The following is a 23,828-nucleotide window of genomic DNA, read 5'->3' as shown; positions in this document are numbered from 1 at the left end:
CGGAAGTCTAGACCCGAGTAGATTAAAAATCAACATCCCCGAGTTTCTCCACTGGCTCCCTGTTCAAGGGCTTCCAGAATTGAACAATAAATACTGCTATGAGCCGTTCCGCAGCAGGCATCATTCAACCTTTGCAAAGAGCGCTGCATGGTTTGCAGTTCCAGAATACGGGCTTCAACTTCATCAAGCCGGGCTTGTACGATGCTTTTGGATTCCTGACAAGTGTGATGCTCAGGATCGATGCGGATCGATAATAACTCGCGGATCGAATCAAGCGTGAAGCCAAGCTGTCGGGCGTAGCGAATGAATCTCAGACGCTGCAGATCGTTATCGGTATAAAGCCGAAAGCCGCCTTCCGTGCGTAACTCATGATCGATCATCTGCTGCTTTTCGTAATATCGGATAGTGTCCGGCGTTACGTTCGCGAGCTTTGCAAGTTCACCGATACGGTACATCGCTACTCCTCGTTTATCTTCTTCATCAATATTTCACCGTATTCCCCATGCAGGAATTCCGTGCTCATTCCTGCCTGGCGCAGCTTGAGCTCGATCAGGGCAAGCCTGCGGCTAAGTTCTTTATGTCGAGGATCGTCCTGACGGATCCCTTTTAGCAGATCGACAAGTTCAACAGCCTCTCTGCGCTGCTCAAGCTCGGGCGGGAGGCAGCCAGCATTTTTTAGCAAACGGTATCCAGCCCGGAGTTCAGGCGCAACATGCAAATCATCTTCCAGTTCAAGAGGTTCGCCGCTCCCGGGAAGATTGTCGAAATCGCCTTTATTTTGGGCATCGCGAATATGGCGTTCTGCCCACTGGTCAAGCAACCACATCATCAGCTCCAGGGGATGAACAAAATTGATACAGGTATTGTAGAGAAGTGTGGATAATGCGGATATAAAAAAACCCGCCGAGGCGGGTTTTTTTACGTTACTGCAGATTACTCTGCAGCAGCTTCTGCTTTCTCTGAACGATCAACCAGCTCGATGTAAGCCATCGGCGCGTTGTCGCCTGCACGGAAACCACACTTCAGAATGCGAGTGTAACCACCGGCACGGCTCGCGAAACGCGGGCCCAGTTCGTTAAACAGTTTTGCCACGATCTCGTTATCACGAGTACGGGCGAATGCCAGACGACGATTAGCAACGCTGTCAGTCTTGGCAAGAGTAATCAGCGGCTCAACTACGCGACGCAGCTCTTTCGCTTTAGGCAGGGTCGTCTTGATGATTTCATGACGAACCAGTGAACCTGCCATGTTGCGGAACATAGCCTGGCGATGGCTGCTGTTGCGGTTCAGTTGACGACCACTCTTACGATGGCGCATGACCTTATCCTTCTCAGTAAAACCTTAACCTGTGATCCGGTTACTCGTCAGCAATGCTTGCCGGTGGCCAGTTTTCCAGGCGCATGCCCAGAGACAGACCACGTGAAGCCAGCACGTCTTTAATCTCGGTAAGAGATTTTTTACCCAGGTTCGGCGTTTTCAGCAACTCAACCTCGGTACGCTGTACCAGATCACCGATATAGTGGATAGCTTCTGCCTTGAGGCAGTTAGCAGAGCGGACAGTCAATTCGAGATCGTCAACAGGGCGCAGCAGGATCGGATCGAATTCTGGTTTCTCTTCTTTCACTTCTGGCTGACGTACATCACGTAAGTCAACGAAAGCTTCCAGTTGTTCTGCCAGGATGGTTGCCGCACGACGAATCGCCTCTTCAGGATCGATTGTGCCGTTGGTTTCCATTTCGATGACCAGCTTGTCCAGGTCGGTACGCTGTTCTACACGCGCTGCTTCAACATTGTAGGCAATACGCTCTACAGGGCTGTAGCATGCGTCGACCAGCAGACGGCCGATTGGGCGCTCATCTTCTTCCGAATGAATTCGGGCAGAAGCCGGCACATAACCACGACCGCGCTGAACTTTGATACGCATGCTAATAGCTGCGTTCTCATCGGTCAGGTGGCAGATCACGTGCTGCGGCTTGACGATTTCAACATCACCGTCGTGGGTGATGTCGGCTGCAGTCACAGGGCCAATGCCAGATTTATTCAGAGTAAGAATAACTTCATCTTTACCCTGAACTCTCACCGCCAGCCCTTTCAGGTTGAGCAGGATTTCAAGGATATCTTCCTGAACGCCTTCTTTGGTGCTGTACTCATGAAGTACACCATCAATCTCAACCTCGGTCACCGCGCAACCCGGCATCGATGAGAGCAGAATACGGCGCAGTGCGTTACCCAGAGTATGGCCAAAGCCACGCTCTAAAGGCTCAAGGGTCACCTTGGCGTGCGTCGAACTCACTTGCTCGATATCTACCAGGCGCGGTTTTAGAAACTCTGTCACAGAACCCTGCATTGTGTCCTCTCTTTGGTACTAAGCTTTACTTGGAGTAAAGCTCGACGATCAGGTGTTCGTTAATGTCCGCAGACAGATCAGAACGCTCAGGCTGACGCTTGAACGTACCTTCCATCTTGCCAGCATCAACTTCCAGCCAGGTTGGCTTTTCACGCTGCTCAGCCAGCTCCAGAGCGGCCTTCACGCGAGATTGCTTTTTCGCTTTCTCACGAATGCTAACAACGTCATTCGCTTTAACCTGATAAGAAGCGATGTTAACAACACGACCGTTTACCATGATTGCTTTGTGGCTAACCAGCTGACGTGATTCAGCACGAGTAGCGCCGAAGCCCATACGGTATACAACGTTGTCCAGACGACCTTCCAGCAGAGCCAGCAGGTTTTCACCTGTGTTGCCTTTCAGACGTGCTGCTTCTTTATAGTAGTTACGGAACTGACGCTCCAGCACACCGTACATACGGCGAACTTTTTGCTTTTCACGCAACTGCACACCATAGTCAGACAGACGCGGTTTACGCGCACCGTGCTGGCCAGGAGCTTGTTCAATTTTACACTTGGTATCGATCGCGCGAACGCCAGACTTAAGGAATAAGTCGGTGCCCTCACGACGGCTCAGCTTGAGCTTAGGACCCAAATATCTTGCCATTTTCTATCTCCAACTAACCTAAAAAACGAGCGTTATACGCGACGTTTTTTCGGCGGACGACAACCGTTATGAGGGATCGGAGTCACATCAGTAATATTCGTGATGCGGAAACCAGCGGCGTTCAGAGCGCGAACAGTAGATTCACGACCCGGACCCGGACCTTTAACCATAACTTCCAGATTCTTGATGCCGTATTCTTTTACGGCTTCAGCGCAACGCTCTGCTGCAACCTGAGCTGCGAACGGAGTGGATTTGCGAGAACCACGGAAACCGGAACCACCGGCTGTTGCCCAACCCAATGCGTTACCCTGACGATCAGTAATAGTAACGATGGTGTTGTTGAAAGAAGCATGGATATGAGCCACGCCGTCAGAGACTTGTTTTCTTACACGTTTACGTGCACGAACTGGTGCCTTTGCCATTATTCAATCACCCCGATTATTTCTTGATCGGTTTGCGCGGACCCTTACGGGTACGTGCGTTGGTCTTAGTACGCTGACCGCGCACTGGCAGACCACGACGATGACGCAAACCGCGATAGCAACCAAGATCCATCAGGCGCTTGATGCTCATGCTGATTTCACGGCGCAGATCACCTTCAACGACAAATTTGGCAACTTCGTCACGCAGCGTGTCGATTTGTCCTTCAGACAGCTCACTGATCTTAACATCTTCAGCGATACCCGCTGCAGCCAGGATGGCTTTAGAACGGGTCTTGCCGATGCCGTAGATCGAAGTTAATGCGATCACAGCATGTTTCTGATCAGGAATGTTAATGCCTGCTATACGGGCCACTATGCACTCCTACTATTTAATATGTACGCACCATGCTGAAAAGCCCGTTTTCAGGATACTCAAATGGAAACGTACAGACATACAAAAGATTGGCTGGCTAATCTAGCCAGCTCAACCCAACTTTGCAAGAAAAATATGCGAAATAATCAGCCTTGGCGCTGTTTATGCTTCGGCTCGGCACTGCAAATCACACGGATGACACCATCACGCTTAACGATTTTGCAGTTACGGCATAATTTCTTGACGGAAGCACGAACTTTCATTTTTACTCTCCGTAACTTCTCAGGCGACCAATTAGCGGCCGTAGCCTTTCAGGTTCGCCTTCTTCAATGCAGACTCATACTGACTGGACATCATCAGAGTTTGCACTTGAGCCATAAAGTCCATAATCACGACAACAACGATAAGCAGTGAGGTCCCACCGAAGTAGAACGGTACTTTCATTGCATCACGCATGAACTCCGGGATCAGGCAGATAAAAGTAATATAAAGCGCACCAACCAAAGTCAGGCGGGTCATTACTTTATCGATATACTTCGCCGTTTGCTCTCCCGGACGAATTCCTGGTACAAATGCACCGGACTTCTTCAGGTTATCTGCTGTTTCACGCGGGTTGAAGACCAACGCCGTGTAGAAGAAACAGAAGAAGATGATCGCAGACGCATAGAGTAACACATAAAGTGGTTGCCCAGGCTGCAAATACAGCGAAATTGTTGTCAGCCAGTTCCAACCAGTACCGCCCCCGAACCATGACGCGATGGTTGCCGGGAACAGAATAATACTGGAAGCGAAGATAGCCGGGATAACCCCCGCCATATTCACTTTCAGCGGTAAATGTGTGCTCTGTGCAGCATAGACACGACGACCCTGCTGACGCTTAGCGTAGTTCACCACAATGCGGCGTTGACCACGTTCAACGAAGACAACAAAGAACGTCACTGCAAATACTAATACTGCAACCAACAGCAACAGGAGGAAGTGCAGGTCGCCTTGACGCGCTTGCTCGATAGTATGGGCGATGGCCGGCGGGAGTCCCGCAACGATACCGGCGAAGATAATGATTGAGATACCGTTACCGATACCACGCTCAGTAATCTGTTCGCCGAGCCACATCAGGAACATCGTCCCTGTGACCAGACTAACAACAGCGGTGAAATAGAATGCAAAGCCTGGGTTTAACACCAGGCCCTGCATACCAGGCATATTCGGCAGACCGGTAGCAATACCGATCGACTGGAATATTGCCAGCACCAGAGTACCGTAACGGGTGTACTGACTAATCTTACGACGTCCAGACTCCCCTTCTTTCTTCAGCTCTGCCAGGGCCGGATGAACGACCGTCAGCAGCTGGATAATAATCGATGCCGAAATGTACGGCATAATACCCAGAGCAAAGATAGAAGCACGGCTGAGAGCACCACCAGAGAACATGTTGAACATTTCAATGATGGTGCCTCGCTGTTGCTCAAGCAGTTTGGCAAGTACAGCGGCATCGATACCAGGGATCGGAATAAAAGAGCCAATACGGAACACAATCAGCGCGCCGATAACAAACAGCAGTCTGCGTTTCAGCTCGCCAAATCCACCTTTGGCACTTTGAAAATCTAATCCCGGTTGCTTAGCCATCTGCTACTTATTCCTCAATTTTACCGCCAGCAGCTTCGATAGCAGCACGAGCACCTTTAGTAACACGCAGGCCACGAACAGTTACCGGAGTAGAAACTTCACCAGACAGGATCACTTTCGCGAACTCGATCTGAATACCGATAATGTTAGCCGCTTTCAGCGTGTTCAGGTCTACAACGCCGCCTTCAACTTTCGCCAGGTCAGACAGACGGATTTCCGCTGTGATCGCTGCTTTGCGAGAGGTGAAGCCGAACTTCGGCAGACGACGGTACAGTGGCATCTGGCCACCCTCGAAACCGCGACGTACGCCACCGCCAGAACGAGAGTTCTGACCTTTGTGACCACGACCACCGGTTTTGCCGAGGCCAGAACCGATACCACGACCCAGGCGTTTACCCGCCTTTTTAGAGCCTTCGGCCGGAGACAGAGTATTTAAACGCATCTCTTACTCCTCAACTTTAACCATGAAGTAAACCGCGTTGACCATACCACGAACAGCAGGAGTATCCTCGCGCTCAACGGTATGACCAATACGACGCAGACCCAGGCCAAGCAGCGTTGCCTTGTGTTTCGGCAGACGACCGATTGCACTGCGGGTTTGAGTGATTTTAATAGTCTTTGCCATGGTCAATTACCCCAGAATTTCTTCAACGGATTTACCACGCTTGGCAGCGACCATTTCTGGAGAATTCATATTTTCCAGGCCATCAATAGTTGCACGAACCACGTTGATCGGGTTGGTGGAACCATATGCTTTAGCCAGAACGTTATGAACCCCAGCAACTTCCAGAACGGCGCGCATTGCACCACCGGCGATGATACCGGTACCTTCTGAAGCTGGCTGCATGAATACACGAGAACCCGTGTGAACACCTTTAACTGGGTGCTGCAGGGTGCCGTTGTTCAGCGCGACGTTAATCATATTGCGACGGGCTTTTTCCATCGCTTTCTGGATCGCTGCTGGAACTTCACGCGCTTTACCGTAACCAAAACCAACGCGACCGTTACCATCGCCTACTACAGTCAGAGCTGTGAAGGAGAAAATACGACCACCTTTAACGGTTTTAGATACGCGGTTTACCGCGATCAGCTTTTCCTGCAGTTCGCCAGCCTGTTTTTCGATGTGAGCCATCTTACACCTCTACCTTAGAACTGAAGGCCAGCTTCACGGGCAGCATCTGCCAGTGCCTGGACACGACCATGATATTGGAACCCGGAACGGTCAAAGGAAACATTGCTGATGCCTTTTTCCAGAGCGCGTTCTGCAACAGCTTTACCTACAGCTGCAGCGGCGTCTTTGTTACCGGTGTACTTCAATTGTTCTGAGATAGCTTTTTCTACAGTAGAAGCAGCTACCAGAACTTCAGAACCGTTCGGTGCAATTACCTGTGCGTAAATATGACGCGGGGTACGATGTACCACCAGGCGAGTTGCACCCAGCTCTTTGAGCTTGCGGCGTGCGCGGGTCGCACGACGGATACGAGCAGATTTCTTATCCATAGTGTTACCTTACTTCTTCTTAGCCTCTTTGGTACGCACGACTTCGTCGGCGTAACGAACACCCTTGCCTTTGTAAGGCTCAGGACGACGGTAGGCGCGCAGATCTGCTGCAACCTGACCGATCAGCTGTTTATCAGCGCCTTTCAGCACGATTTCAGTTTGAGTCGGACATTCTGCAGTGATACCGGCCGGCAGCGGATGCTCAACAGGGTGTGAGAAGCCCAGAGACAGGCCTACTGCATTCCCTTTGATAGCTGCACGATAACCTACACCAACCAGCTGAAGCTTTTTAGTGAAGCCTTCGGTAACACCAACAACCATTGAGTTCAGCAGGGCACGCGCGGTACCAGCCTGAGCCCATCCATCCACGAAACCATCACGTGGACCGAAGGTCAGAGCGTTATCTGCATGTTTAACTTCAACAGCTTTGTTGAGGGTACGAGTCAGCTCGCCGTTTTTACCTTTGATCGTAATAACCTGACCGTCGATTTTTACATCAACGCCGGCAGGAATAACGACCGGTGCTTTAGCAACACGAGACATTCTTTCCTCCGATTAGGCTACGTAGCAGATAATTTCGCCACCAAGACCAGCCTGGCGCGCTGCACGATCAGTCATAACACCTTTAGAGGTAGAAACAACTGCGATACCAAGGCCAGCCATAACTTTTGGCAGCTCATCTTTTTTCTTATAGATGCGCAGACCTGGGCGGCTGACACGCTGAATGCTTTCTACAACAGCTTTACCCTGGAAATACTTGAGAGTAAGTTCCAGTTCCGGCTTGGTGTCGCCTTCAACTTTAAAATCTTCGATAAAACCTTCTTCCTTCAGCACGTTGGCAATTGCCACTTTCAGCTTGGCGGAAGGCATGGTGACCGCAACTTTGTTCGCGGCCTGACCGTTACGGATACGGGTCAGCATATCCGCGATCGGATCTTGCATGCTCATCTGTCTTTACTCCCGTGATTCAATTGGTAATTACCAGCTAGCCTTTTTCAAGCCTGGCACTTCACCGCGCATGGCGGCTTCACGCAGTTTGATACGGCTCAACCCAAACTTGCCCACATAACCATGTGGACGACCTGTTTGACGACAGCGGTTACGCTGACGAGACGGGCTGGAATCACGCGGCAGAGACTGCAGCTTGAGAACCGCATTCCAACGATCTTCGTCGGAAGCGTTCACATCAGAAATGATCGCTTTCAGTTCAGCGCGTTTAGCGAAGAATTTATCAGCTAAAGCTACGCGCTTTACTTCGCGTGCTTTCATTGATTGCTTAGCCATTCAGTAACCCTACCTTACTTGCGGAACGGGAAGTCAAAGGCAGCCAGCAGAGCACGGCCTTCTTCGTCAGATTTCGCAGTAGTGGTAATGGTAATATCCAAACCACGCACGCGGTCGACTTTATCGTAGTCGATTTCTGGGAAGATGATCTGCTCACGGACACCCATGCTGTAGTTACCACGACCGTCGAAAGACTTAGCGGACAGGCCACGGAAGTCACGGATACGTGGAACAGCAATAGTGATCAGGCGCTCAAAGAACTCCCACATGCGTTCGCCACGCAGAGTTACTTTACAGCCGATCGGATAGCCCTGACGGATTTTGAAGCCTGCAACAGATTTGCGTGCTTTGGTGATCAGCGGTTTTTGACCGGAGATTGCTGTCAGATCAGCTGCTGCGTTATCCAGCAGTTTCTTGTCAGCGATCGCTTCACCAACACCCATGTTCAGGGTGATCTTCTCGACCCGAGGGACTTGCATGACAGAATTGTAGTTAAACTCGGTCATGAGTTTCTTAACTACTTCGTCTTTGTAGTAATCATGCAGTTTCGCCATCGTACTACTCCAAATTACTTGATAGTTTCGCTGTTAGACTTGAAGAAACGGACTTTTTTGCCGTCTTCGAATCTAAAGCCTACACGGTCAGCCTTACCGGTAGCCGCATTGAAGATTGCAACGTTAGAAACCTGAATAGCAGCTTCTTTTTCAACGATGCCGCCTGGTTGGTTCAGGGCCGGAACCGGCTTCTGATGTTTCTTAACCAGGTTGATACCTTCAACGACAAGTTTGCCGGAAGACAGAACATTTTTTACTTTACCGCGTTTACCTTTATCTTTACCGGTTAACACGATAACTTCGTCATCACGACGGATTTTCGCTGCCATGATTCGCTCCTTAGAGTACTTCTGGTGCCAGAGAGATAATTTTCATGAACTTCTCAGTACGAAGTTCACGAGTTACCGGCCCAAAGATACGCGTGCCGATAGGCTGCTCGCTGTTATTGTTTAAAATAACGCATGCATTACCATCGAAGCGAATGACAGAACCGTCAGGGCGACGAACACCCTTCTTGGTGCGCACCACTACCGCCTTCAGCACATCACCTTTTTTGACCTTACCACGTGGAATTGCTTCCTTGATGGTGATCTTGATGATGTCGCCTACGCCTGCGTAGCGACGGTGCGAGCCACCCAGAACCTTGATACACATTACGCGACGTGCACCGGAGTTGTCGGCGACGTTCAGCATAGTCTGTTCTTGGATCATTTTAGTGCTCCGCTAATGTCAACTACTACCTGAGACTCTAAAATCAGAGCCGTTAAAAAGCCCCATATCGAGGGCGCGGCATTATAACACCGCTTCTGCAATATGGGTAGAAAAAATAAACGGCTCATCGCTGAGCCGTTTATTCGTATTGAGAAGGCGTACTGTATTACAGAACCGCTTTCTCTACAACGCGAACCAGCGTCCAGGACTTAGTCTTGGACAGTGGACGGCATTCACGGATTTCAACCTTGTCGCCGATACCACATTCGTTGTTCTCGTCATGTACGTGCAGTTTGGTCGTACGCTTGATGAATTTACCGTAGATCGGGTGTTTCACAATACGTTCGATAGCTACAACAATGGATTTCTCCATTTTGTCGCTAACAACACGACCTTGCAGAGTACGGATTTTATCGGTCATTACGCACCCGCCTTCTGAGTCAGTAAAGTCTTAACGCGTGCAACATTGCGACGCACTTGCTTCAGCAGGTGAGTCTGTTGCAGCTGGCCACTTGCAGCCTGCATGCGCAGGTTGAACTGCTCACGCAGCAGGTTCAGCAGCTCAGCGTTCAGCTCTTCAACGCTTTTTTCACGCAGCTCTTTTGCTTTCATTACATCACCGTCTTAGTTACAAAGGTGGTTTTGATAGGCAGTTTCGCTGCTGCCAGGCCGAAGGCTTCACGGGCCAGCTCTTCCGGAACACCGTCCATTTCATAAAGGACTTTGCCCGGTTGGATCAAGGCAACCCAGTACTCCACGTTACCTTTACCTTTACCCATACGAACTTCCAGTGGCTTCTCGGTGATCGGTTTGTCCGGGAATACACGGATCCAGATCTTACCTTGACGCTTAACTGCACGGGTCATTGCACGACGTGCTGCTTCGATCTGACGTGCAGTCAGACGACCACGGCCAACAGCTTTCAGACCGAAAGTGCCGAAGCTAACATCCGTACCCTGCGCCAGACCACGGTTGCGGCCTTTGTGCACTTTACGGAATTTTGTACGCTTTGGTTGTAACATCAGCGACGCTCCTTATTTACGGCCTTTACGCTGCTGCTTTTTAGGTTGAGCAGCCGGTTTTTCCGGTTGTTCAACAGCAGCCATACCACCCAGGATCTCACCTTTGAAGATCCATACCTTAACGCCGATTACACCGTAAGTGGTGTGCGCTTCAGAGGTGTTGTAGTCGATGTCAGCACGCAGAGTGTGCAGCGGTACGCGACCTTCACGGTACCATTCGGTACGTGCGATTTCCGCGCCGCCCAGACGGCCGCTAACTTCAACTTTGATACCTTTAGCGCCCAGACGCATTGCGTTCTGTACAGCACGCTTCATAGCACGACGGAACATAACACGACGTTCCAGCTGAGAAGTGATGCTGTCAGCAACCAATTTAGCGTCCAGTTCAGGCTTACGAACTTCAGCGATATTGATCTGTGCAGGAACGCCAGCGATATCCGCTACGACCTTGCGCAGTTTTTCTACGTCTTCGCCTTTCTTACCGATAACGATGCCAGGACGAGCAGTGTGAATAGTCACACGGATGCTCTTCGCTGGACGCTCGATAACGATACGAGATACAGACGCTTTAGCCAGTTCCTTAGTCAGGTACTGACGTACTTTAAAATCGCTGTCCAGGTTGTCAGCGAATTCTTTGGTGTTCGCAAACCAGGTAGAGTTCCATGGTTTTACAATACCCAGGCGAATACCATTAGGATGTACTTTCTGACCCATTGCTAGTCTCCAGAGTCTCAGCGATCGGACACAACCACAGTAATGTGGCTGGTGCGCTTCAGGATGCGATCTGCACGACCTTTCGCACGCGGCATAATGCGCTTCATGCTTGGGCCTTCATCTACGAAAATTTTCGCGACTTTCAGATCGTCGATGTCAGCGCCATCGTTGTGTTCAGCGTTAGCAATGGCAGATTCCAGTACTTTCTTGACCAATACCGCAGCTTTCTTGTTGGTATAGGTCAGGATGTCCAGGGCCTGCGACACTTTCTTACCGCGAATCAGGTCAGCAACAAGGCGAACCTTCTGTGCAGAAGAACGAGCATGGCGATGTTGAGCTAAAGTTTCCATCTCTTCCTCCTACCTTATTTCTTCTTCGCTTTTTTATCAGCAGCGTGGCCGCGATAAGTACGAGTCGGTGCGAATTCACCCAGTTTGTGACCAACCATTTCGTCGGTAACAAAGACTGGAACGTGCTGACGACCATTATGGACAGCGATGGTCAAACCGATCATGTTAGGAAAGATCGTTGAACGACGGGACCAAGTGCGCAGGGGCTTCTTGTCTCCGCTTTCCACCGCTTTCTCTACCTTCTTCAGCAAGTGCAGGTCAATAAAAGGACCTTTCTTGAGAGAACGTGGCATGGCTTATCCTCTAAAATTATTTGCTACGGCGACGTACGATAAATTTATCAGTACGCTTGTTGCTGCGGGTCTTCTTACCTTTGGTCTGAACGCCCCACGGAGTTACCGGGTGCTTACCAAAGTTACGACCTTCACCACCACCATGTGGGTGGTCGACTGGGTTCATCGCAGTACCGCGAACGGTAGGACGAACACCACGCCAGCGTGCAGCACCAGCTTTACCCAGAACGCGCAGCATATGCTCAGCATTGCCAACTTCGCCCAGAGTAGCGCGGCAGTCTGCTTCGACTTTACGCATTTCACCAGAACGCAGACGCAGGGTGACATAAGCACCGTCACGCGCAACGATCTGAACGTAAGTACCAGCGGAACGTGCCAGCTGACCGCCTTTACCTGGTTTCATTTCTACGTTATGAACGGTAGAACCAACCGGGATATTGCGCATCGGCAGGGTGTTGCCTGCTTTGATTGCAGCATCAACGCCAGACTGAATCTGGTCGCCAGCTTTCAGGCCTTTAGGGGCCAGGATGTAACGGCGTTCGCCGTCTTTGTACAGAACCAGCGCGATATTCGCGGAACGGTTCGGATCGTACTCAAGACGTTCAACAACTGCTGGGATACCGTCTTTGTTGCGTTTGAAGTCAACAATACGATAAGCCTGCTTGTGGCCACCACCGATGTGACGAGTGGTGATACGGCCATTGTTGTTACGACCACCGGATTTGCTGTTTTTTTCCAGCAACGGAGCAAAAGGTTTGCCCTTGTGCAGCTCAGGGTTAACCACTTTAACTACGTGGCGACGACCCGGAGATGTCGGTTTACATTTAACAACTGCCATTGTATTACTCCTCCGACTTACTCAGCGCCGCCAACGAAGTCCAGGTTCTGGCCTTCTTTCAGGGTGACGTAAGCTTTTTTCCAGTCGCTACGACGACCGATACGCTGTCCGTGACGTTTAACTTTCCCTTTAACTACCAGGGTGTTAACGACTTCGACTTCGACTTCAAACAGTTTCTGCACAGCAGCTTTGATCTCTGCTTTGGTCGCGTCTTTAGCAACTTTGAGAACGATGGTGTTTGTTTTTTCCATCGCAGTAGACGCTTTTTCAGAAACGTGCGGTGCGCGAAGCACCTTCAGCAGACGTTCTTCACGAATCATGCCAGCATCTCCTCAACTTGCTTAACAGCATCAGCAGTCATTACGACTTTGTCGAAGGCGATCAGGCTAACCGGGTCGATACCAGTCGCATCGCGTACGTCAACCTTGTGCAGGTTACGTGCGGCCAGGAACAGGTTCTCGTCCAGCTCACCGGTGATGATCAGCACATCTTCCAGAGCCATGTCTTTCAGTTTCTGTGCCAGCAGCTTAGTTTTAGGCGCTTCAACAGAGAACTTCTCGACAACGATCAGACGATCCTGACGTACCAGTTCGGACAGGATGCTTTTCAGCGCGCCGCGGTACATCTTTTTGTTAACTTTTTGACTGTGGTCCTGTGGACGCGCAGCGAAGGTCACGCCACCTGAACGCCAGATCGGGCTCTTGATAGAACCTGAACGCGCACGGCCGGTACCTTTCTGGCGCCATGGCTTTTTGCCAGAACCAGTTACTTCAGCACGAGTCTTCTGAGCACGAGTACCCTGACGAGCACCAGCTGCATAAGCAACAACAACCTGGTGAACCAGCGCTTCGTTGAAATCACGACCGAAGGTAGTTTCGGAAACAGTCAGCGCGCTCTGCGCGTCTTTCAATACTAATTCCATTGCTATCCCCTTACGCCTTCACAGCTGGTTTAACGATCAGGTCGCTACCGGTTGCACCCGGGACCGCACCTTTAACCAGCAGCAGGTTGCGCTCAGCGTCAACACGTACTACGTCCAGGCTCTGAACGGTTACACGTTCGTTACCCAGCTGACCTGCCATTTTCTTGCCTTTGAACACTTTGCCCGGAGTCTGGTTCTGACCGATAGAACCCGGAACGCGGTGAGACAAGGAGTTACCGTGAGTAGCGTCCTGGGTACGGAAGTTCCAGCGCTTAACGGTACCAGCAAAACCTTTACCTTTAGAGGTACCGGTTACGTCAACTTTTTTAACGTCAGCAAACAGCTCAACGCTAATGTCCTGACCTACGGTGAACTCTTCGCCTTCAGCAAGACGGAATTCCCACAGACCACGGCCAGCTTCTACGCCAGCTTTAGCGAAGTGACCCGCTTCTGGTTTGGTTACACGGTTAGCTTTTTTAGCACCAGTGGTAACCTGAATAGCGCGGTAGCCATCGTTAGCCAGATCTTTAACCTGAGTAACGCGGTTTGCTTCAACTTCGATTACGGTTACTGGGATAGAAACGCCATCTTCAGTGAAGATGCGGGTCATACCCACTTTTTTACCGACTAAACCAATCATTGTTTCAACCTCTCAATCGCTCGATGACCTGATTAACCCAGGCTGATCTGCACGTCTACACCGGCAGCCAGATCCAGACGCATCAGAGCATCAACGGTTTTCTCAGTTGGCTCAACGATGTCAACCAGACGCTTGTGAGTGCGGATTTCGTACTGATCGCGCGCGTCTTTGTTGACGTGCGGGGAGATCAGAACGGTGAAGCGCTCTTTGCGGGTCGGCAGCGGGATCGGACCACGGACTTGCGCACCAGTGCGCTTAGCAGTCTCGACGATTTCCGCGGTTGATTGATCGATCAGACGATGATCAAACGCTTTAAGGCGGATACGGATTCTTTGGTTCTGCATGAGACCAGAGCTCCAATTATTTTATAAACGAAAATGATTACTCCTCAAACCCATTACGATTGATGGGAGAGTGTAACCGTTCTTACGTAGCCCCCCAATTGGGAGCATTGTTGAGTAACAAAATGAGCTACTCTGGTTCTGATTGAACCCGCCGTCAATTACGACAAGCCCGCGCATTATACGTAAATCAGAGAAAGACGCAAGTGCCGTTTAGAAATTAAGCGTCAAAGGCTCAGTATGCGTAGGACTGCGCAACTTTTTACGCCGTATATCCTTTCTGAATTTTTTTATTTGACGCCGCTACGCAATTGCTGTTTTTGTGCGTTGCCGAACAGGCAGATTGTAACGAGTATGCGCTCAAAACCTTTTGAGGCCTTTTCCATGCTAACCACCCTCCCCTTCCTGATGATCTATTTTTCTCTGACGGCCTTACTCGTACGCGCTGATATTCGCGACGGTTTGCTGCCCCATAAATTTCTCTGCCCGCTGCTCTGGACGGGCCTGCTCTACCAGGTCTTTATCCATCCTGATTTTCTGCCGAGTGCCGTAATGGGGGCGGTGGCTGGATATCTTGGTTTTGCCTTGATTTACTGGGGCTATCGGCTTATCTGCCGGCGGGAAGGAATGGGATATGGCGATGTGAAGTATCTGGCAGGACTTGGTGCGTGGCATGGCTGGTGCATACTGCCTACGCTGGCGTTACTCGCCGCGCTTATGGCGCTGCTTTGCATTCTTGTTTTTTCATTTCTCACCTCAGATAAAGGAGCATTAAAAAACCCACTGCCTTTTGGACCATTTCTGGCAGCAGCGGGTTTATGCGTTGGATGGGAAAATCTGATTAATTTTCCACTTTGATCTGAGACTGTAGGTAGTTCTGAAGGCCAATTTTGCTAATGAGATCCAGCTCGGTTTCCAGCCAGTCAATGTGGCCTTCTTCATCGGCAAGGATCTGGATCATCATATCGCGGCTCACATAGTCATGGACGCTGTCAGCATAAGCAATGGCTTCACGCAGATCTTTCGCACCTTCCAGCTCCAGCCGGAGGTCAGAACGCAGCATCTCTTCGACATCCTCACCGATGCCCAGCTTGCCGAGATCCTGCAGGTTTGGGATGCCTTCAAGGAATAAGATACGCTCGATGTATTTATCGGCGTGTTTCATCTCATCTATAGATTCATGGTACTCAACGTCATTCAGACGTGTCAGACCCCAGTTTTTAAACATTCTCGCGTGAAGAAAGTACTGGTTGATTGCGACAAGCTCATTTCCCAATAATTTATTGAGATAACTTATGATTTTAACATCACCTTTCATTATATAGTCCCTCCGCTTCCACTCATTGAAGCGTAGAACGGGCTACGGGGATGTCAAAAAAAAGATAGAGGCTTACGCGATCTCTTTGAATTCCGGGATCTGCATCAGTTCGTCCTGCATGATCTCACGCGCTGCGCGAACGCATTTACCGCATTGATTTCCCACCGGAACAAATTTGCGAAGCTGCTGGAAAGATTGTGGCTGAAACTGGCGAACGGCCTGACGAATTTTCTTGTCGCTTACACCATTACATAAACAAACGTACATAGAGACTCCCGTTCAAAATATGCGCAAAGTGTAAGTGAGAATGGTTATGATTACAATAGCACATACGCCAGGATACGGGCCGGGAGCGGTTAAAAAATGCGAAATTTTGTGACAAGGAAAGGTACAGAAAACAAAAAAGGACGCCGAAGCGTCCTTTTTTATTCAGGGATAATTAATTAGCCCAGAACTTTAGCAACAACGCCCGCGCCAACGGTACGGCCGCCTTCACGGATTGCGAAACGCAGACCGTCGTCCATCGCGATTGGGTGGATCAGAGTCACAACCATCTTGATGTTGTCGCCTGGCATTACCATCTCTACGCCTTCTGGCAGTTCGATGGTACCGGTCACGTCAGTTGTACGGAAGTAGAACTGTGGACGGTAGCCTTTGAAGAACGGAGTATGACGGCCGCCTTCGTCTTTGGACAGAATGTACACTTCAGATTCGAACTTGGTGTGTGGCTTGATTGAGCCTGGCTTCGCCAGAACCTGACCACGTTCGATTTCTTCACGTTTGATACCACGCAGCAGAACACCAACGTTCTCACCAGCACGGCCTTCGTCCAACAGTTTGCGGAACATTTCAACGCCAGTACAGGTAGACTTCGCAGTCTCTTTGATACCAACGATTTCAACTTCTTCACCAACTTTGATGATACCGCGCTCTACACGACCGGTAACAACGGTACCACGACCGGAGATGGAGAATACGTCTTCGATTGGCAGCAGGAATGGCTTGTCAATCGCACGCTCTGGTTCTGGGATGTAAGAATCCAGGAAGCCAGCCAGTTCGATGATTTTCGCTTCCCACTCTGCTTCGCCTTCCAGCGCTTTCAGCGCGGAACCGCGAACGATTGGAGTGTCGTCGCCCGGGAAATCGTACTGAGACAGCAGTTCACGAACTTCCATCTCTACCAGTTCCAGCAGCTCTTCGTCATCAACCATGTCGCATTTGTTCAGGAACACGATGATGAAAGGAACGCCTACCTGACGACCCAGCAGGATGTGCTCACGAGTCTGAGGCATTGGGCCGTCAGTCGCAGCAACAACCAGGATCGCGCCGTCCATCTGCGCAGCACCGGTGATCATGTTTTTAACATAGTCGGCGTGGCCTGGGCAGTCTACGTGTGCGTAGTGGCGAGTCGGGGTGTCGTACTCAACGTGAGAGGTGTTGATGGTGATACCACGAGCTTTTTCTTCTGGCGCGTTATCGATCTGGTCGAATGCACGAGCAGAACCACCGTAGGTTTTAGCCAGAACGGTAGTGATTGCAGCGGTCAGGGTAGTTTTACCATGGTCAACGTGGCCGATAGTACCAACGTTGACGTGCGGTTTTGTACGTTCAAATTTTTCTTTAGACACGGCTATATTCCTTACTATAGTGCTCTCCCCTCTGGAGAGAGCACGGGACTTAGGTTTTAATCCTGTGGATTACTTACCACGGGCTTCAATAACGGCCTGAGCAACGTTGTTAGGCGCATCATCATACTTCAGGAATTCCATGGTGTATGATGCACGACCTTTGGTCAGAGAACGCAGCTGAGTTGCATATCCGAACATTTCAGACAGCGGAACTTCAGCGTGGATCTTAACGCCAGTTACTTCGGATTCCTGACCACGCAGCATACCGCGACGACGGCTCAAGTCACCGATAACGTCACCGGTGTTCTCTTCAGGAGTTTCTACTTCAACCTTCATGATTGGCTCAAGCAGAACTGGTTTTGCTTTCTTAAAGCCTTCTTTAAAGGCAATAGACGCAGCCAGTTTAAACGCCAGTTCAGAGGAGTCAACGTCGTGGTAAGAACCGAAGTGCAGACGGATACCCATGTCAACAACCGGATAGCCAGCCAGAGGGCCCGCTTTCAGCTGTTCCTGGATGCCTTTATCAACGGCTGGGATGTATTCGCCAGGAATTACACCACCTTTGATGTCGTTGATGAACTCGTAACCTTTCGGGTTAGAGCCCGGCTCCAGTGGGTACATGTCGATCACAACGTGACCGTACTGACCGCGACCACCAGACTGCTTAGCGTGTTTACCTTCAACATCGGTAACTTTCGCGCGAATCGCTTCGCGGTAAGCAACCTGAGGTTTACCCACGTTCGCTTCAACGTTGAATTCACGCTTCATACGGTCAACGATGATGTCCAGGTGCAGTTCACCCATACCAGCGATGATGGTCTGGTTAGATTCTTCATCAGTCCATACGCGGAATGATGGGTCTTCTTTCGCCAGACGGCCCAGAGCCAGACCCATTTTTTCCTGGTCAGCTTTGGTTTTTGGTTCAACCGCGATGGAGATTACCGGCTCAGGGAATTCCATACGCTCCAGAATGATCGGGTGATCCGGGTCACACAGGGTGTCACCAGTGGTCACGTCTTTCAGACCGATAGCTGCAGCGATGTCGCCCGCACGAACTTCTTTGATCTCTTCACGTTTGTTAGCGTGCATCTGTACGATACGGCCAAAACGTTCACGCGCCGCTTTCACGGAGTTCAGGATGGTATCACCAGAGTTAACCACACCAGAGTAAACGCGGAAGAAGGTCAGGTTACCCACGAATGGGTCGGTAGCAATTTTGAACGCCAGTGCAGAGAACGGCTCGTCATCACTTGCGTGACGCTCAGCCGGAGTATCTTTACCGTCGTCCAGGATGCCGTTGATCGCAGGAACGTCAACCGGGGATGGCAGGTAGTCAACTACCGCATCCAGCATCGCCTGAACACCTTTGTTCTTGAACGCAGAACCACAGGTTACCAGGATGATTTCGTTGTTCAGAACGCGCTGACGCAGAGCTTTTTTGATCTCTTCTTCAGACAGTTCTTCACCACCCAGGTATTTCTCCATCAGCTCTTCAGAAGCTTCAGCAGCGGATTCGATCAGGTTCTGGTGCCATTCGTCAGCCAGGTCCTGCATCTCAGCCGGGATATCTTCGTATTCGAAGGTAACGCCCTGGTCTGCATCGTTCCAGTTGATGGCTTTCATTTTCACCAGGTCGATAACGCCGGTGAAGCCTTCTTCAGCACCAATTGCCAGCTGCAGCGGAACAGGGTTCGCGCCCAGACGGGTTTTGATCTGGCCAACAACTTTCAGGAAGTTAGCACCCATACGGTCCATTTTGTTAACGAACGCGATGCGTGGAACTTTATATTTGTTCGCCTGACGCCATACGGTTTCAGACTGTGGCTGAACACCACCAACTGCGCAATAAACCATTACCGCGCCGTCAAGAACACGCATGGAACGTTCTACTTCGATGGTGAAGTCAACGTGGCCCGGGGTGTCGATGATGTTTACGCGATGCGGTTCGTACTGCTTAGCCATACCTGACCAGAATGCAGTAGTCGCTGCGGAGGTGATGGTAATACCACGCTCCTGCTCCTGTTCCATCCAGTCCATGGTGGCTGCGCCGTCATGAACTTCACCGATTTTATGGTTTACACCGGTGTAGAACAGAATACGTTCGGTAGTAGTGGTCTTACCGGCGTCGATGTGCGCACTGATACCGATGTTACGGTAGCGTGCGATGGGTGTTGTACGAGCCATTTGATTCCTCGTTTGTTTCTTTAGGCGTTCAGTTAAGTTACCCAGAGCGGGCAGCTTCTCTGAAGCGCCCGCCTGGTGACTAATACTCCGAAGGGATTACCAACGGTAGTGTGCGAACGCCTTGTTGGCTTCTGCCATACGGTGAACGTCTTCACGTTTCTTAACTGCAGTACCTTTGTTTTCTGCAGCATCAGAAAGTTCGTTCGCCAGACGCAGAGCCATGGATTTATCACCGCGTTTACGAGCAGCTTCAACGATCCAACGCATTGCCAGGGCATTACGACGAACCGGACGAACTTCAACTGGAACCTGATAAGTAGAACCACCAACGCGGCGGGACTTAACTTCTACAGTTGGGCGAACGTTGTCGAGAGCGACTTCGAAAGCTTCCAGTTCATTTTTACCAGAACGCTGAGCCAGGGTCTCCAGCGCGCTGTATACGATTGCTTCTGCAGTAGATTTTTTACCATCTACCATCAGGATATTTACAAATTTTGCCAGCAGTTCTGATCCGAACTTCGGATCTGGAAGAATTTTACGCTGACCAATGACGCGACGACGTGGCATGGGAATACTCCGTTGTTAATTCAGGATTGTCCAAAACTCTACGAGTTTAGTTTGACATTAAGATAAATCAGTTTGGCCTTACTTAACGGAGAACCATTAAGCCTTAGGACGCTTCACGCCGTACTTGGAGCGAGCCTGCTTACGGTCTTTAACACCTGAGCAGTCCAGCGCACCACGAACGGTGTGGTAACGAACACCCGGAAGGTCTTTAACACGACCGCCACGGATCAGGATCACGGAGTGCTCCTGCAGGTTGTGACCTTCACCACCGATGTAGGAAGTCACTTCGAAACCGTTAGTCAAACGCACACGGCATACTTTACGCAGTGCGGAGTTTGGTTTTTTAGGAGTGGTGGTATATACACGAGTACATACGCCACGTTTCTGCGGGCAGGCTTCCAGCGCAGGCACGTTGCTTTTTGCAACTTTGCGTGCACGTGGTTTGCGTACCAGCTGGTTAACTGTTGCCATTAAATAGCTCCTGGTTTTAGCTTTTGCTTCGTAAACACGTAATAAAACGACCTCATACAATATGAGGACGCGAAATTTTAGGGCTACGTCGAAAAGGTGTCAAGAAATATACAGCGATCTCAAATCACCAGTTCATTTGACTGGCGTGCGTCACAGTAAGATTGACGAAATCAGTATAGCCAACCACGTCAATTTTGGCTGAAATTTGACCAGAAAGACCCCGCGCATCCAGATCGTCCTTCAGCGCAGAGACCGTTATGGGGGCATTCGTGAGAATTTCAACGAAACGTCCACCTTCAAGTGCAGCGAGCACGCCATCCTGAATCAGCAGCAGATCGTCACCTTCGCGCAGCATGCTCAACAGCGTGTCGATATCACATTGCCATGGTGAATGGCTGAGAATATGGAGCATGGAAGCCTCAGAAAGTCAGAATGGTGTCGTAGTGGGATAGTTGTTCACGCAGTGCTGCGGCAGGTAAGGTCGTCACATCCAGCACAAAAGGCGTCTTGTCGCTTAAACCGCGCGCCGTTAAAGAGTCGGCACAGACATAGCAGGTTTCGATATCGTAAAGCGGCAGCACTTTGAAGGTGGCGATGTAGTCGCGCGCCAGAATGGCCTGCGGCTGTTGGCCCGCCAGAAGCTGAAGCACGCCGTCCCCCAGAAAGAAGACACCGATATCTTCTGTTAACGCCGATGTCGCAAGCAGCGCATCCAGGCCTTCGCGGCCAGAGGTGCTGCCGTGCGGCGCAGAAGTAAAAACAAATGCCACACGCTTCATCAGAATTGCACCACTCTGTCGCAGGTTAACGCCGCCTGAGCCAATGCGCCCAGACCACTCAACGAAAAACCAGGCTGCAGGTTAGCGCCTGAAAACCCCAGGCGCTCGGCTTCGGCTGCATCCGTCACGCCGCGACGCAACGCCGCCGCCACGCAGATATGCAGCTCAACGCCCTGCTTTTCATTTAACGCCTGCCAGGCGCGGACCAGATCAAACTCGTCGCTCGCCGGCGACGTAAACTGGTTCGCGTTATACACCCCTTCCCGATAGAAGAAGACGCTCGCCAGTTCGTGTCCGGCCGCCAGCAGCGCATGCGCAAACTGCAGCGCGCTGCTGGCCTGTTGAGTCCCATACGCCGGGCCCGTCACCATTAATGCAAAACGCATTACTTATCTTGCCCCACGAAATCGCCGCTTTTGAACTGACGGATGTAGAGGTAAACCGTATGCTTGGAGATGTTCAGACGATCGGCCACCTGGTTGATGGCATCTTTAATGTCGAAAATCCCTTTCTCGTAGAGATTGAGTACGATCTGGCGATTCTTGGCGTTGTTCGATACGTTGCGGTCAGCATTGACCTCTTCAATGGTGAACTCAAGCGTCTGCGTGACGAGATCTTCAACGGAGGAGGCAAAGTTAACAGAAGAGCCAACGTCTGGCGTTTCTGGCGGAATAAAGGTGCTCATGATCTGCGAGAATGGCACATCAAGGTTCATGTTGATGCACAGCAGCCCAATCACACGATGCTCGCGATTTCGAATCGCGATGGTTTCTGATTTCATCAGCACGCCGCTTTTGGCGCGGGTGAAATAACATTTTGAGACGCTGCTGTCCGCGCCGGTCATGTCATGCAACATACGCAATGCAAGGTCGGTAATTGGCGAACCAATTTTACGGCCGGTATGCTCACCATTAGCAATGCGGATGGCGGAACACTTAAGATCTTGCAGGGAGTGCAATACGATTTCGCAGTGGGAACCAATGAGCATCGCTAACCCGTCCACTACCGCTTCATAGGATTTCAGAATATCGAAGTCGGTCTGGTCAAAAGGACGTTGATCCAGCAAATCAAGTTCACTGGTTTCGTTGGTTAAAAGCGACCTGGACATGAAAAAAACACTCCTTTTCAGGAGCCTGTCGTTAGGTTTTCAGGGCAGGCTCATTATCTACACGGACAACTAAATTAATACAGCGTGCCTAACGCTTTCCAGTGTTAATTATATCTGCCCCACAATAAAAAACCGCCGCCTTAAAAGGCGGCGGTTTGCATCACATTACTTCTTAGCGTCTGTCGCAGCTTTCTGATCTGCCTGCGCTTCCGGTTTCGCATCCGCTTTCGGCGCTGGTTTGATGTCCAGCAGCTCTACGTCGAAGACCAGCGTAGAGTTAGCCGGGATACCCGGAACGCCAGTTTTGCCATAGGCCAGATCCGGTGGGATAACCAGCTTGATTTTGCCGCCTTTTTTGATGTTTTTCAGGCCTTCAGTCCAGCCTGGGATCACACCGTCAAGACGGAAGGAAAGAGGTTCACCACGGGTGTAAGAGTTGTCGAACTCTTTACCGTCGATCAGCGTACCTTTGTAGTTCACCACAACGGTGTCGCTGTCTTTAGGCGCATCACCGGTACCTTCTTTCTCAACTTTGTACACCAGACCAGTAGAAGAGGTTTTCACACCCTTCTCTTTAGCAAAGGTGTCGCGGTAGGCTTTGCCTTTCGCTTCGTTGTCTTTAGCGTCCGCTTCCATCTTGGTCTGAGCGGCACCCTTCACGCGCGCTTCGAACGCCTGCAGAGTCTGTTCGATTTCCTGGTCAGACAGTTTGCTCTTATCAGCAAAGGCGTCCTGAACACCCGCGATCAGCTGGGCTTTGTCCAGTTTGATGCCCAGTTTCTCTTGTTCTTTCAGAGAGTTTTCCATGTAGCGGCCCAGAGATGCGCCCAGTGCGTAGGCGGATTTCTGGTCGTCATTTTTGAACGCCGCTTTGCTGTCTGCAGTGGCAGCAGGCTTCGCAGCAGTATCAGCAGCGAATGACAGCGGCGCGTTCAGTGCAACAGCCATCGTCGTCGCCAGCAGCGTTACTTTAAACAGTGATTTCATCCATATCTCCAGGGCCTGGGGACTCTCACCCCAGCGTTAAACGTAAATGAGTGACGTACTATAAAACGTTGCGGAAGAAATCTACAGACAGACACTTCCAATTCTCGCCACTTTTCAGACTATTTTTGTTTAAATAAGTTTCTTGCCAACGGGATAGAGACTGCACTTAAGGATAAACTCAGTTAAACTGCGCCGCCGCTGGG

Annotated in this window: 42 protein-coding genes; 1 reads left to right on the top strand and 41 read right to left on the bottom strand. The window is 50.6% G+C overall.

Features of this window, described 5'->3' with window-relative positions; all coding sequences use genetic code 11:
• Positions 1–29: 29 nt before the first annotated feature.
• The 30 genes from zntR to rpsJ form a co-directional block, all read right to left on the bottom strand.
• Entirely contained in the window at positions 30–455 is a 426-nt protein-coding gene (gene zntR / locus IM294_RS20635) for a Zn(2+)-responsive transcriptional regulator (RefSeq protein ID WP_126818828.1), read from the bottom strand.
• A gap of 2 nt (positions 456–457) precedes the next feature.
• Complete coding sequence (locus IM294_RS20630) at positions 458–826, bottom strand: DUF1992 domain-containing protein (RefSeq protein WP_126818831.1); 369 nt, start codon at positions 824–826, stop codon at positions 458–460.
• A gap of 107 nt (positions 827–933) precedes the next feature.
• A complete protein-coding gene (gene rplQ, locus IM294_RS20625; protein ID WP_001216368.1) occupies positions 934–1,317 on the bottom strand; it encodes a 50S ribosomal protein L17 in 384 nt (127 codons plus the stop codon).
• A gap of 40 nt (positions 1,318–1,357) precedes the next feature.
• Positions 1,358–2,347 (bottom strand): DNA-directed RNA polymerase subunit alpha, encoded by a 990-nt coding sequence (gene rpoA, locus IM294_RS20620; protein ID WP_002919219.1) that lies wholly within the window; start codon positions 2,345–2,347, stop codon positions 1,358–1,360.
• Between the two features lie 25 nt (positions 2,348–2,372).
• Positions 2,373–2,993, bottom strand: coding sequence for a 30S ribosomal protein S4 (gene rpsD / locus IM294_RS20615; protein WP_004868345.1), 621 nt, complete (start codon positions 2,991–2,993; stop codon positions 2,373–2,375).
• A gap of 32 nt (positions 2,994–3,025) precedes the next feature.
• The gene (rpsK, locus tag IM294_RS20610) at positions 3,026–3,415 is read right to left on the bottom strand and encodes a 30S ribosomal protein S11 (RefSeq protein ID WP_003863312.1); all 390 of its coding nucleotides are present in this window, start codon (positions 3,413–3,415) and stop codon (positions 3,026–3,028) included.
• A gap of 16 nt (positions 3,416–3,431) precedes the next feature.
• Positions 3,432–3,788 carry a 30S ribosomal protein S13 gene (gene rpsM / locus IM294_RS20605; RefSeq protein ID WP_013099021.1) on the bottom strand — a complete coding sequence of 119 codons (357 nt, stop codon included), beginning with the start codon at positions 3,786–3,788 and terminating at the stop codon, positions 3,432–3,434.
• 146 nt (positions 3,789–3,934) lie between these two features.
• On the bottom strand, positions 3,935–4,051 hold the full coding sequence (gene rpmJ, locus IM294_RS20600; protein ID WP_000868187.1) for a 50S ribosomal protein L36: 117 nt from the start codon (positions 4,049–4,051) through the stop codon (positions 3,935–3,937).
• 31 nt (positions 4,052–4,082) lie between these two features.
• Entirely contained in the window at positions 4,083–5,414 is a 1,332-nt protein-coding gene (gene secY, locus IM294_RS20595; RefSeq protein ID WP_003863305.1) for a preprotein translocase subunit SecY, read from the bottom strand.
• Positions 5,415–5,421: 7 nt separating this feature from the next.
• Positions 5,422–5,856, bottom strand: a complete 435-nt coding sequence (rplO, locus tag IM294_RS20590; RefSeq protein ID WP_014885468.1) for a 50S ribosomal protein L15 — start codon at positions 5,854–5,856, stop codon at positions 5,422–5,424.
• Between the two features lie 3 nt (positions 5,857–5,859).
• Positions 5,860–6,039, bottom strand: coding sequence for a 50S ribosomal protein L30 (rpmD, locus tag IM294_RS20585; protein WP_003863301.1), 180 nt, complete (start codon positions 6,037–6,039; stop codon positions 5,860–5,862).
• A gap of 6 nt (positions 6,040–6,045) precedes the next feature.
• Positions 6,046–6,546 carry a 30S ribosomal protein S5 gene (gene rpsE, locus IM294_RS20580; protein ID WP_003863299.1) on the bottom strand — a complete coding sequence of 167 codons (501 nt, stop codon included), beginning with the start codon at positions 6,544–6,546 and terminating at the stop codon, positions 6,046–6,048.
• A 14-nt stretch (positions 6,547–6,560) separates the two neighbouring features.
• Positions 6,561–6,914 carry a 50S ribosomal protein L18 gene (gene rplR, locus IM294_RS20575; RefSeq protein ID WP_003863297.1) on the bottom strand — a complete coding sequence of 118 codons (354 nt, stop codon included), beginning with the start codon at positions 6,912–6,914 and terminating at the stop codon, positions 6,561–6,563.
• A 9-nt stretch (positions 6,915–6,923) separates the two neighbouring features.
• Positions 6,924–7,457, bottom strand: coding sequence for a 50S ribosomal protein L6 (rplF, locus tag IM294_RS20570; RefSeq protein WP_003863296.1), 534 nt, complete (start codon positions 7,455–7,457; stop codon positions 6,924–6,926).
• Between the two features lie 12 nt (positions 7,458–7,469).
• Positions 7,470–7,862: a 30S ribosomal protein S8 gene (rpsH, locus tag IM294_RS20565; RefSeq protein ID WP_006178918.1), complete on the bottom strand. Its 393-nt coding sequence runs from the start codon at positions 7,860–7,862 to the stop codon at positions 7,470–7,472.
• Positions 7,863–7,892: 30 nt separating this feature from the next.
• Positions 7,893–8,198, bottom strand: coding sequence for a 30S ribosomal protein S14 (gene rpsN / locus IM294_RS20560; protein ID WP_003863291.1), 306 nt, complete (start codon positions 8,196–8,198; stop codon positions 7,893–7,895).
• A gap of 14 nt (positions 8,199–8,212) precedes the next feature.
• Entirely contained in the window at positions 8,213–8,752 is a 540-nt protein-coding gene (gene rplE, locus IM294_RS20555; RefSeq protein WP_001096202.1) for a 50S ribosomal protein L5, read from the bottom strand.
• Positions 8,753–8,766: 14 nt separating this feature from the next.
• Complete coding sequence (gene rplX, locus IM294_RS20550) at positions 8,767–9,081, bottom strand: 50S ribosomal protein L24 (RefSeq protein ID WP_003863287.1); 315 nt, start codon at positions 9,079–9,081, stop codon at positions 8,767–8,769.
• 10 nt (positions 9,082–9,091) lie between these two features.
• Positions 9,092–9,463, bottom strand: a complete 372-nt coding sequence (gene rplN, locus IM294_RS20545; RefSeq protein ID WP_002919748.1) for a 50S ribosomal protein L14 — start codon at positions 9,461–9,463, stop codon at positions 9,092–9,094.
• Positions 9,464–9,629: 166 nt separating this feature from the next.
• Positions 9,630–9,884 (bottom strand): 30S ribosomal protein S17, encoded by a 255-nt coding sequence (rpsQ, locus tag IM294_RS20540; RefSeq protein WP_008503489.1) that lies wholly within the window; start codon positions 9,882–9,884, stop codon positions 9,630–9,632.
• Entirely contained in the window at positions 9,884–10,075 is a 192-nt protein-coding gene (gene rpmC, locus IM294_RS20535) for a 50S ribosomal protein L29 (protein WP_003863282.1), read from the bottom strand. The genes rpsQ and rpmC overlap by 1 nt, the downstream gene beginning before the upstream one ends.
• A complete protein-coding gene (gene rplP / locus IM294_RS20530) occupies positions 10,075–10,485 on the bottom strand; it encodes a 50S ribosomal protein L16 (protein WP_002919759.1) in 411 nt (136 codons plus the stop codon). Before rplP ends, rpmC begins: the two co-directional genes overlap by 1 nt.
• Before the next feature lie 12 nt (positions 10,486–10,497).
• On the bottom strand, positions 10,498–11,199 hold the full coding sequence (rpsC, locus tag IM294_RS20525; protein ID WP_000529945.1) for a 30S ribosomal protein S3: 702 nt from the start codon (positions 11,197–11,199) through the stop codon (positions 10,498–10,500).
• 17 nt (positions 11,200–11,216) lie between these two features.
• Positions 11,217–11,549: a 50S ribosomal protein L22 gene (rplV, locus tag IM294_RS20520; RefSeq protein WP_002919773.1), complete on the bottom strand. Its 333-nt coding sequence runs from the start codon at positions 11,547–11,549 to the stop codon at positions 11,217–11,219.
• A gap of 14 nt (positions 11,550–11,563) precedes the next feature.
• A complete protein-coding gene (gene rpsS, locus IM294_RS20515; RefSeq protein WP_001138117.1) occupies positions 11,564–11,842 on the bottom strand; it encodes a 30S ribosomal protein S19 in 279 nt (92 codons plus the stop codon).
• 16 nt (positions 11,843–11,858) lie between these two features.
• Positions 11,859–12,680: a 50S ribosomal protein L2 gene (gene rplB / locus IM294_RS20510; protein ID WP_000301859.1), complete on the bottom strand. Its 822-nt coding sequence runs from the start codon at positions 12,678–12,680 to the stop codon at positions 11,859–11,861.
• Between the two features lie 17 nt (positions 12,681–12,697).
• The gene (rplW, locus tag IM294_RS20505) at positions 12,698–13,000 is read right to left on the bottom strand and encodes a 50S ribosomal protein L23 (protein WP_000617546.1); all 303 of its coding nucleotides are present in this window, start codon (positions 12,998–13,000) and stop codon (positions 12,698–12,700) included.
• On the bottom strand, positions 12,997–13,602 hold the full coding sequence (rplD, locus tag IM294_RS20500) for a 50S ribosomal protein L4 (RefSeq protein ID WP_000424395.1): 606 nt from the start codon (positions 13,600–13,602) through the stop codon (positions 12,997–12,999). Before rplD ends, rplW begins: the two co-directional genes overlap by 4 nt.
• 10 nt (positions 13,603–13,612) lie before the next feature.
• The gene (gene rplC / locus IM294_RS20495) at positions 13,613–14,242 is read right to left on the bottom strand and encodes a 50S ribosomal protein L3 (RefSeq protein ID WP_003863274.1); all 630 of its coding nucleotides are present in this window, start codon (positions 14,240–14,242) and stop codon (positions 13,613–13,615) included.
• 32 nt (positions 14,243–14,274) lie between these two features.
• Complete coding sequence (rpsJ, locus tag IM294_RS20490) at positions 14,275–14,586, bottom strand: 30S ribosomal protein S10 (RefSeq protein ID WP_001181005.1); 312 nt, start codon at positions 14,584–14,586, stop codon at positions 14,275–14,277.
• A 381-nt stretch (positions 14,587–14,967) separates the two neighbouring features.
• On the opposite strand from rpsJ, the gene IM294_RS20485 reads away from it, so the two are divergent.
• Positions 14,968–15,441 carry an A24 family peptidase gene (locus tag IM294_RS20485; RefSeq protein WP_193360384.1) on the top strand — a complete coding sequence of 158 codons (474 nt, stop codon included), beginning with the start codon at positions 14,968–14,970 and terminating at the stop codon, positions 15,439–15,441.
• Here IM294_RS20485 and bfr read toward each other — a convergent pair.
• The 11 genes from bfr to fkpA form a co-directional block, all read right to left on the bottom strand.
• Complete coding sequence (gene bfr, locus IM294_RS20480; RefSeq protein ID WP_028014636.1) at positions 15,425–15,901, bottom strand: bacterioferritin; 477 nt, start codon at positions 15,899–15,901, stop codon at positions 15,425–15,427. The two genes, IM294_RS20485 and bfr, sit on opposite strands and share 17 nt — an antisense overlap.
• A 72-nt stretch (positions 15,902–15,973) precedes the next feature.
• Positions 15,974–16,168, bottom strand: a complete 195-nt coding sequence (gene bfd, locus IM294_RS20475; RefSeq protein WP_003863268.1) for a bacterioferritin-associated ferredoxin — start codon at positions 16,166–16,168, stop codon at positions 15,974–15,976.
• A gap of 176 nt (positions 16,169–16,344) precedes the next feature.
• Positions 16,345–17,529: an elongation factor Tu gene (tuf, locus tag IM294_RS20470; protein WP_014068448.1), complete on the bottom strand. Its 1,185-nt coding sequence runs from the start codon at positions 17,527–17,529 to the stop codon at positions 16,345–16,347.
• 69 nt (positions 17,530–17,598) lie between these two features.
• Positions 17,599–19,713 (bottom strand): elongation factor G, encoded by a 2,115-nt coding sequence (gene fusA, locus IM294_RS20465; RefSeq protein ID WP_028014637.1) that lies wholly within the window; start codon positions 19,711–19,713, stop codon positions 17,599–17,601.
• 96 nt (positions 19,714–19,809) lie between these two features.
• Positions 19,810–20,280, bottom strand: a complete 471-nt coding sequence (rpsG, locus tag IM294_RS20460) for a 30S ribosomal protein S7 (protein WP_003861706.1) — start codon at positions 20,278–20,280, stop codon at positions 19,810–19,812.
• Between the two features lie 96 nt (positions 20,281–20,376).
• Entirely contained in the window at positions 20,377–20,751 is a 375-nt protein-coding gene (gene rpsL, locus IM294_RS20455) for a 30S ribosomal protein S12 (RefSeq protein WP_000246815.1), read from the bottom strand.
• Between the two features lie 124 nt (positions 20,752–20,875).
• Positions 20,876–21,163, bottom strand: coding sequence for a sulfurtransferase complex subunit TusB (gene tusB / locus IM294_RS20450; protein ID WP_041911943.1), 288 nt, complete (start codon positions 21,161–21,163; stop codon positions 20,876–20,878).
• 7 nt (positions 21,164–21,170) lie between these two features.
• Complete coding sequence (tusC, locus tag IM294_RS20445; RefSeq protein ID WP_028014639.1) at positions 21,171–21,530, bottom strand: sulfurtransferase complex subunit TusC; 360 nt, start codon at positions 21,528–21,530, stop codon at positions 21,171–21,173.
• Positions 21,530–21,916 carry a sulfurtransferase complex subunit TusD gene (tusD, locus tag IM294_RS20440; RefSeq protein WP_063438500.1) on the bottom strand — a complete coding sequence of 129 codons (387 nt, stop codon included), beginning with the start codon at positions 21,914–21,916 and terminating at the stop codon, positions 21,530–21,532. The genes tusC and tusD overlap by 1 nt, the downstream gene beginning before the upstream one ends.
• Complete coding sequence (locus IM294_RS20435) at positions 21,916–22,638, bottom strand: transcriptional regulator (RefSeq protein WP_014885489.1); 723 nt, start codon at positions 22,636–22,638, stop codon at positions 21,916–21,918. Before IM294_RS20435 ends, tusD begins: the two co-directional genes overlap by 1 nt.
• A gap of 165 nt (positions 22,639–22,803) precedes the next feature.
• Entirely contained in the window at positions 22,804–23,625 is an 822-nt protein-coding gene (fkpA, locus tag IM294_RS20430) for an FKBP-type peptidyl-prolyl cis-trans isomerase (protein ID WP_023331457.1), read from the bottom strand.
• Between the last annotated feature and the right edge of the window lie 203 nt (positions 23,626–23,828).

Origin of the sequence: Enterobacter cloacae complex sp. P43RS (genome assembly GCF_014930585.1) — a bacterium.
Classification (GTDB): Bacteria; Pseudomonadota; Gammaproteobacteria; order Enterobacterales; family Enterobacteriaceae; genus Enterobacter; species Enterobacter bugandensis.
The sequence above is the reverse complement of the archived record's forward strand: the minus strand, read 5'-3'. Positions and strand labels throughout refer to the sequence as shown.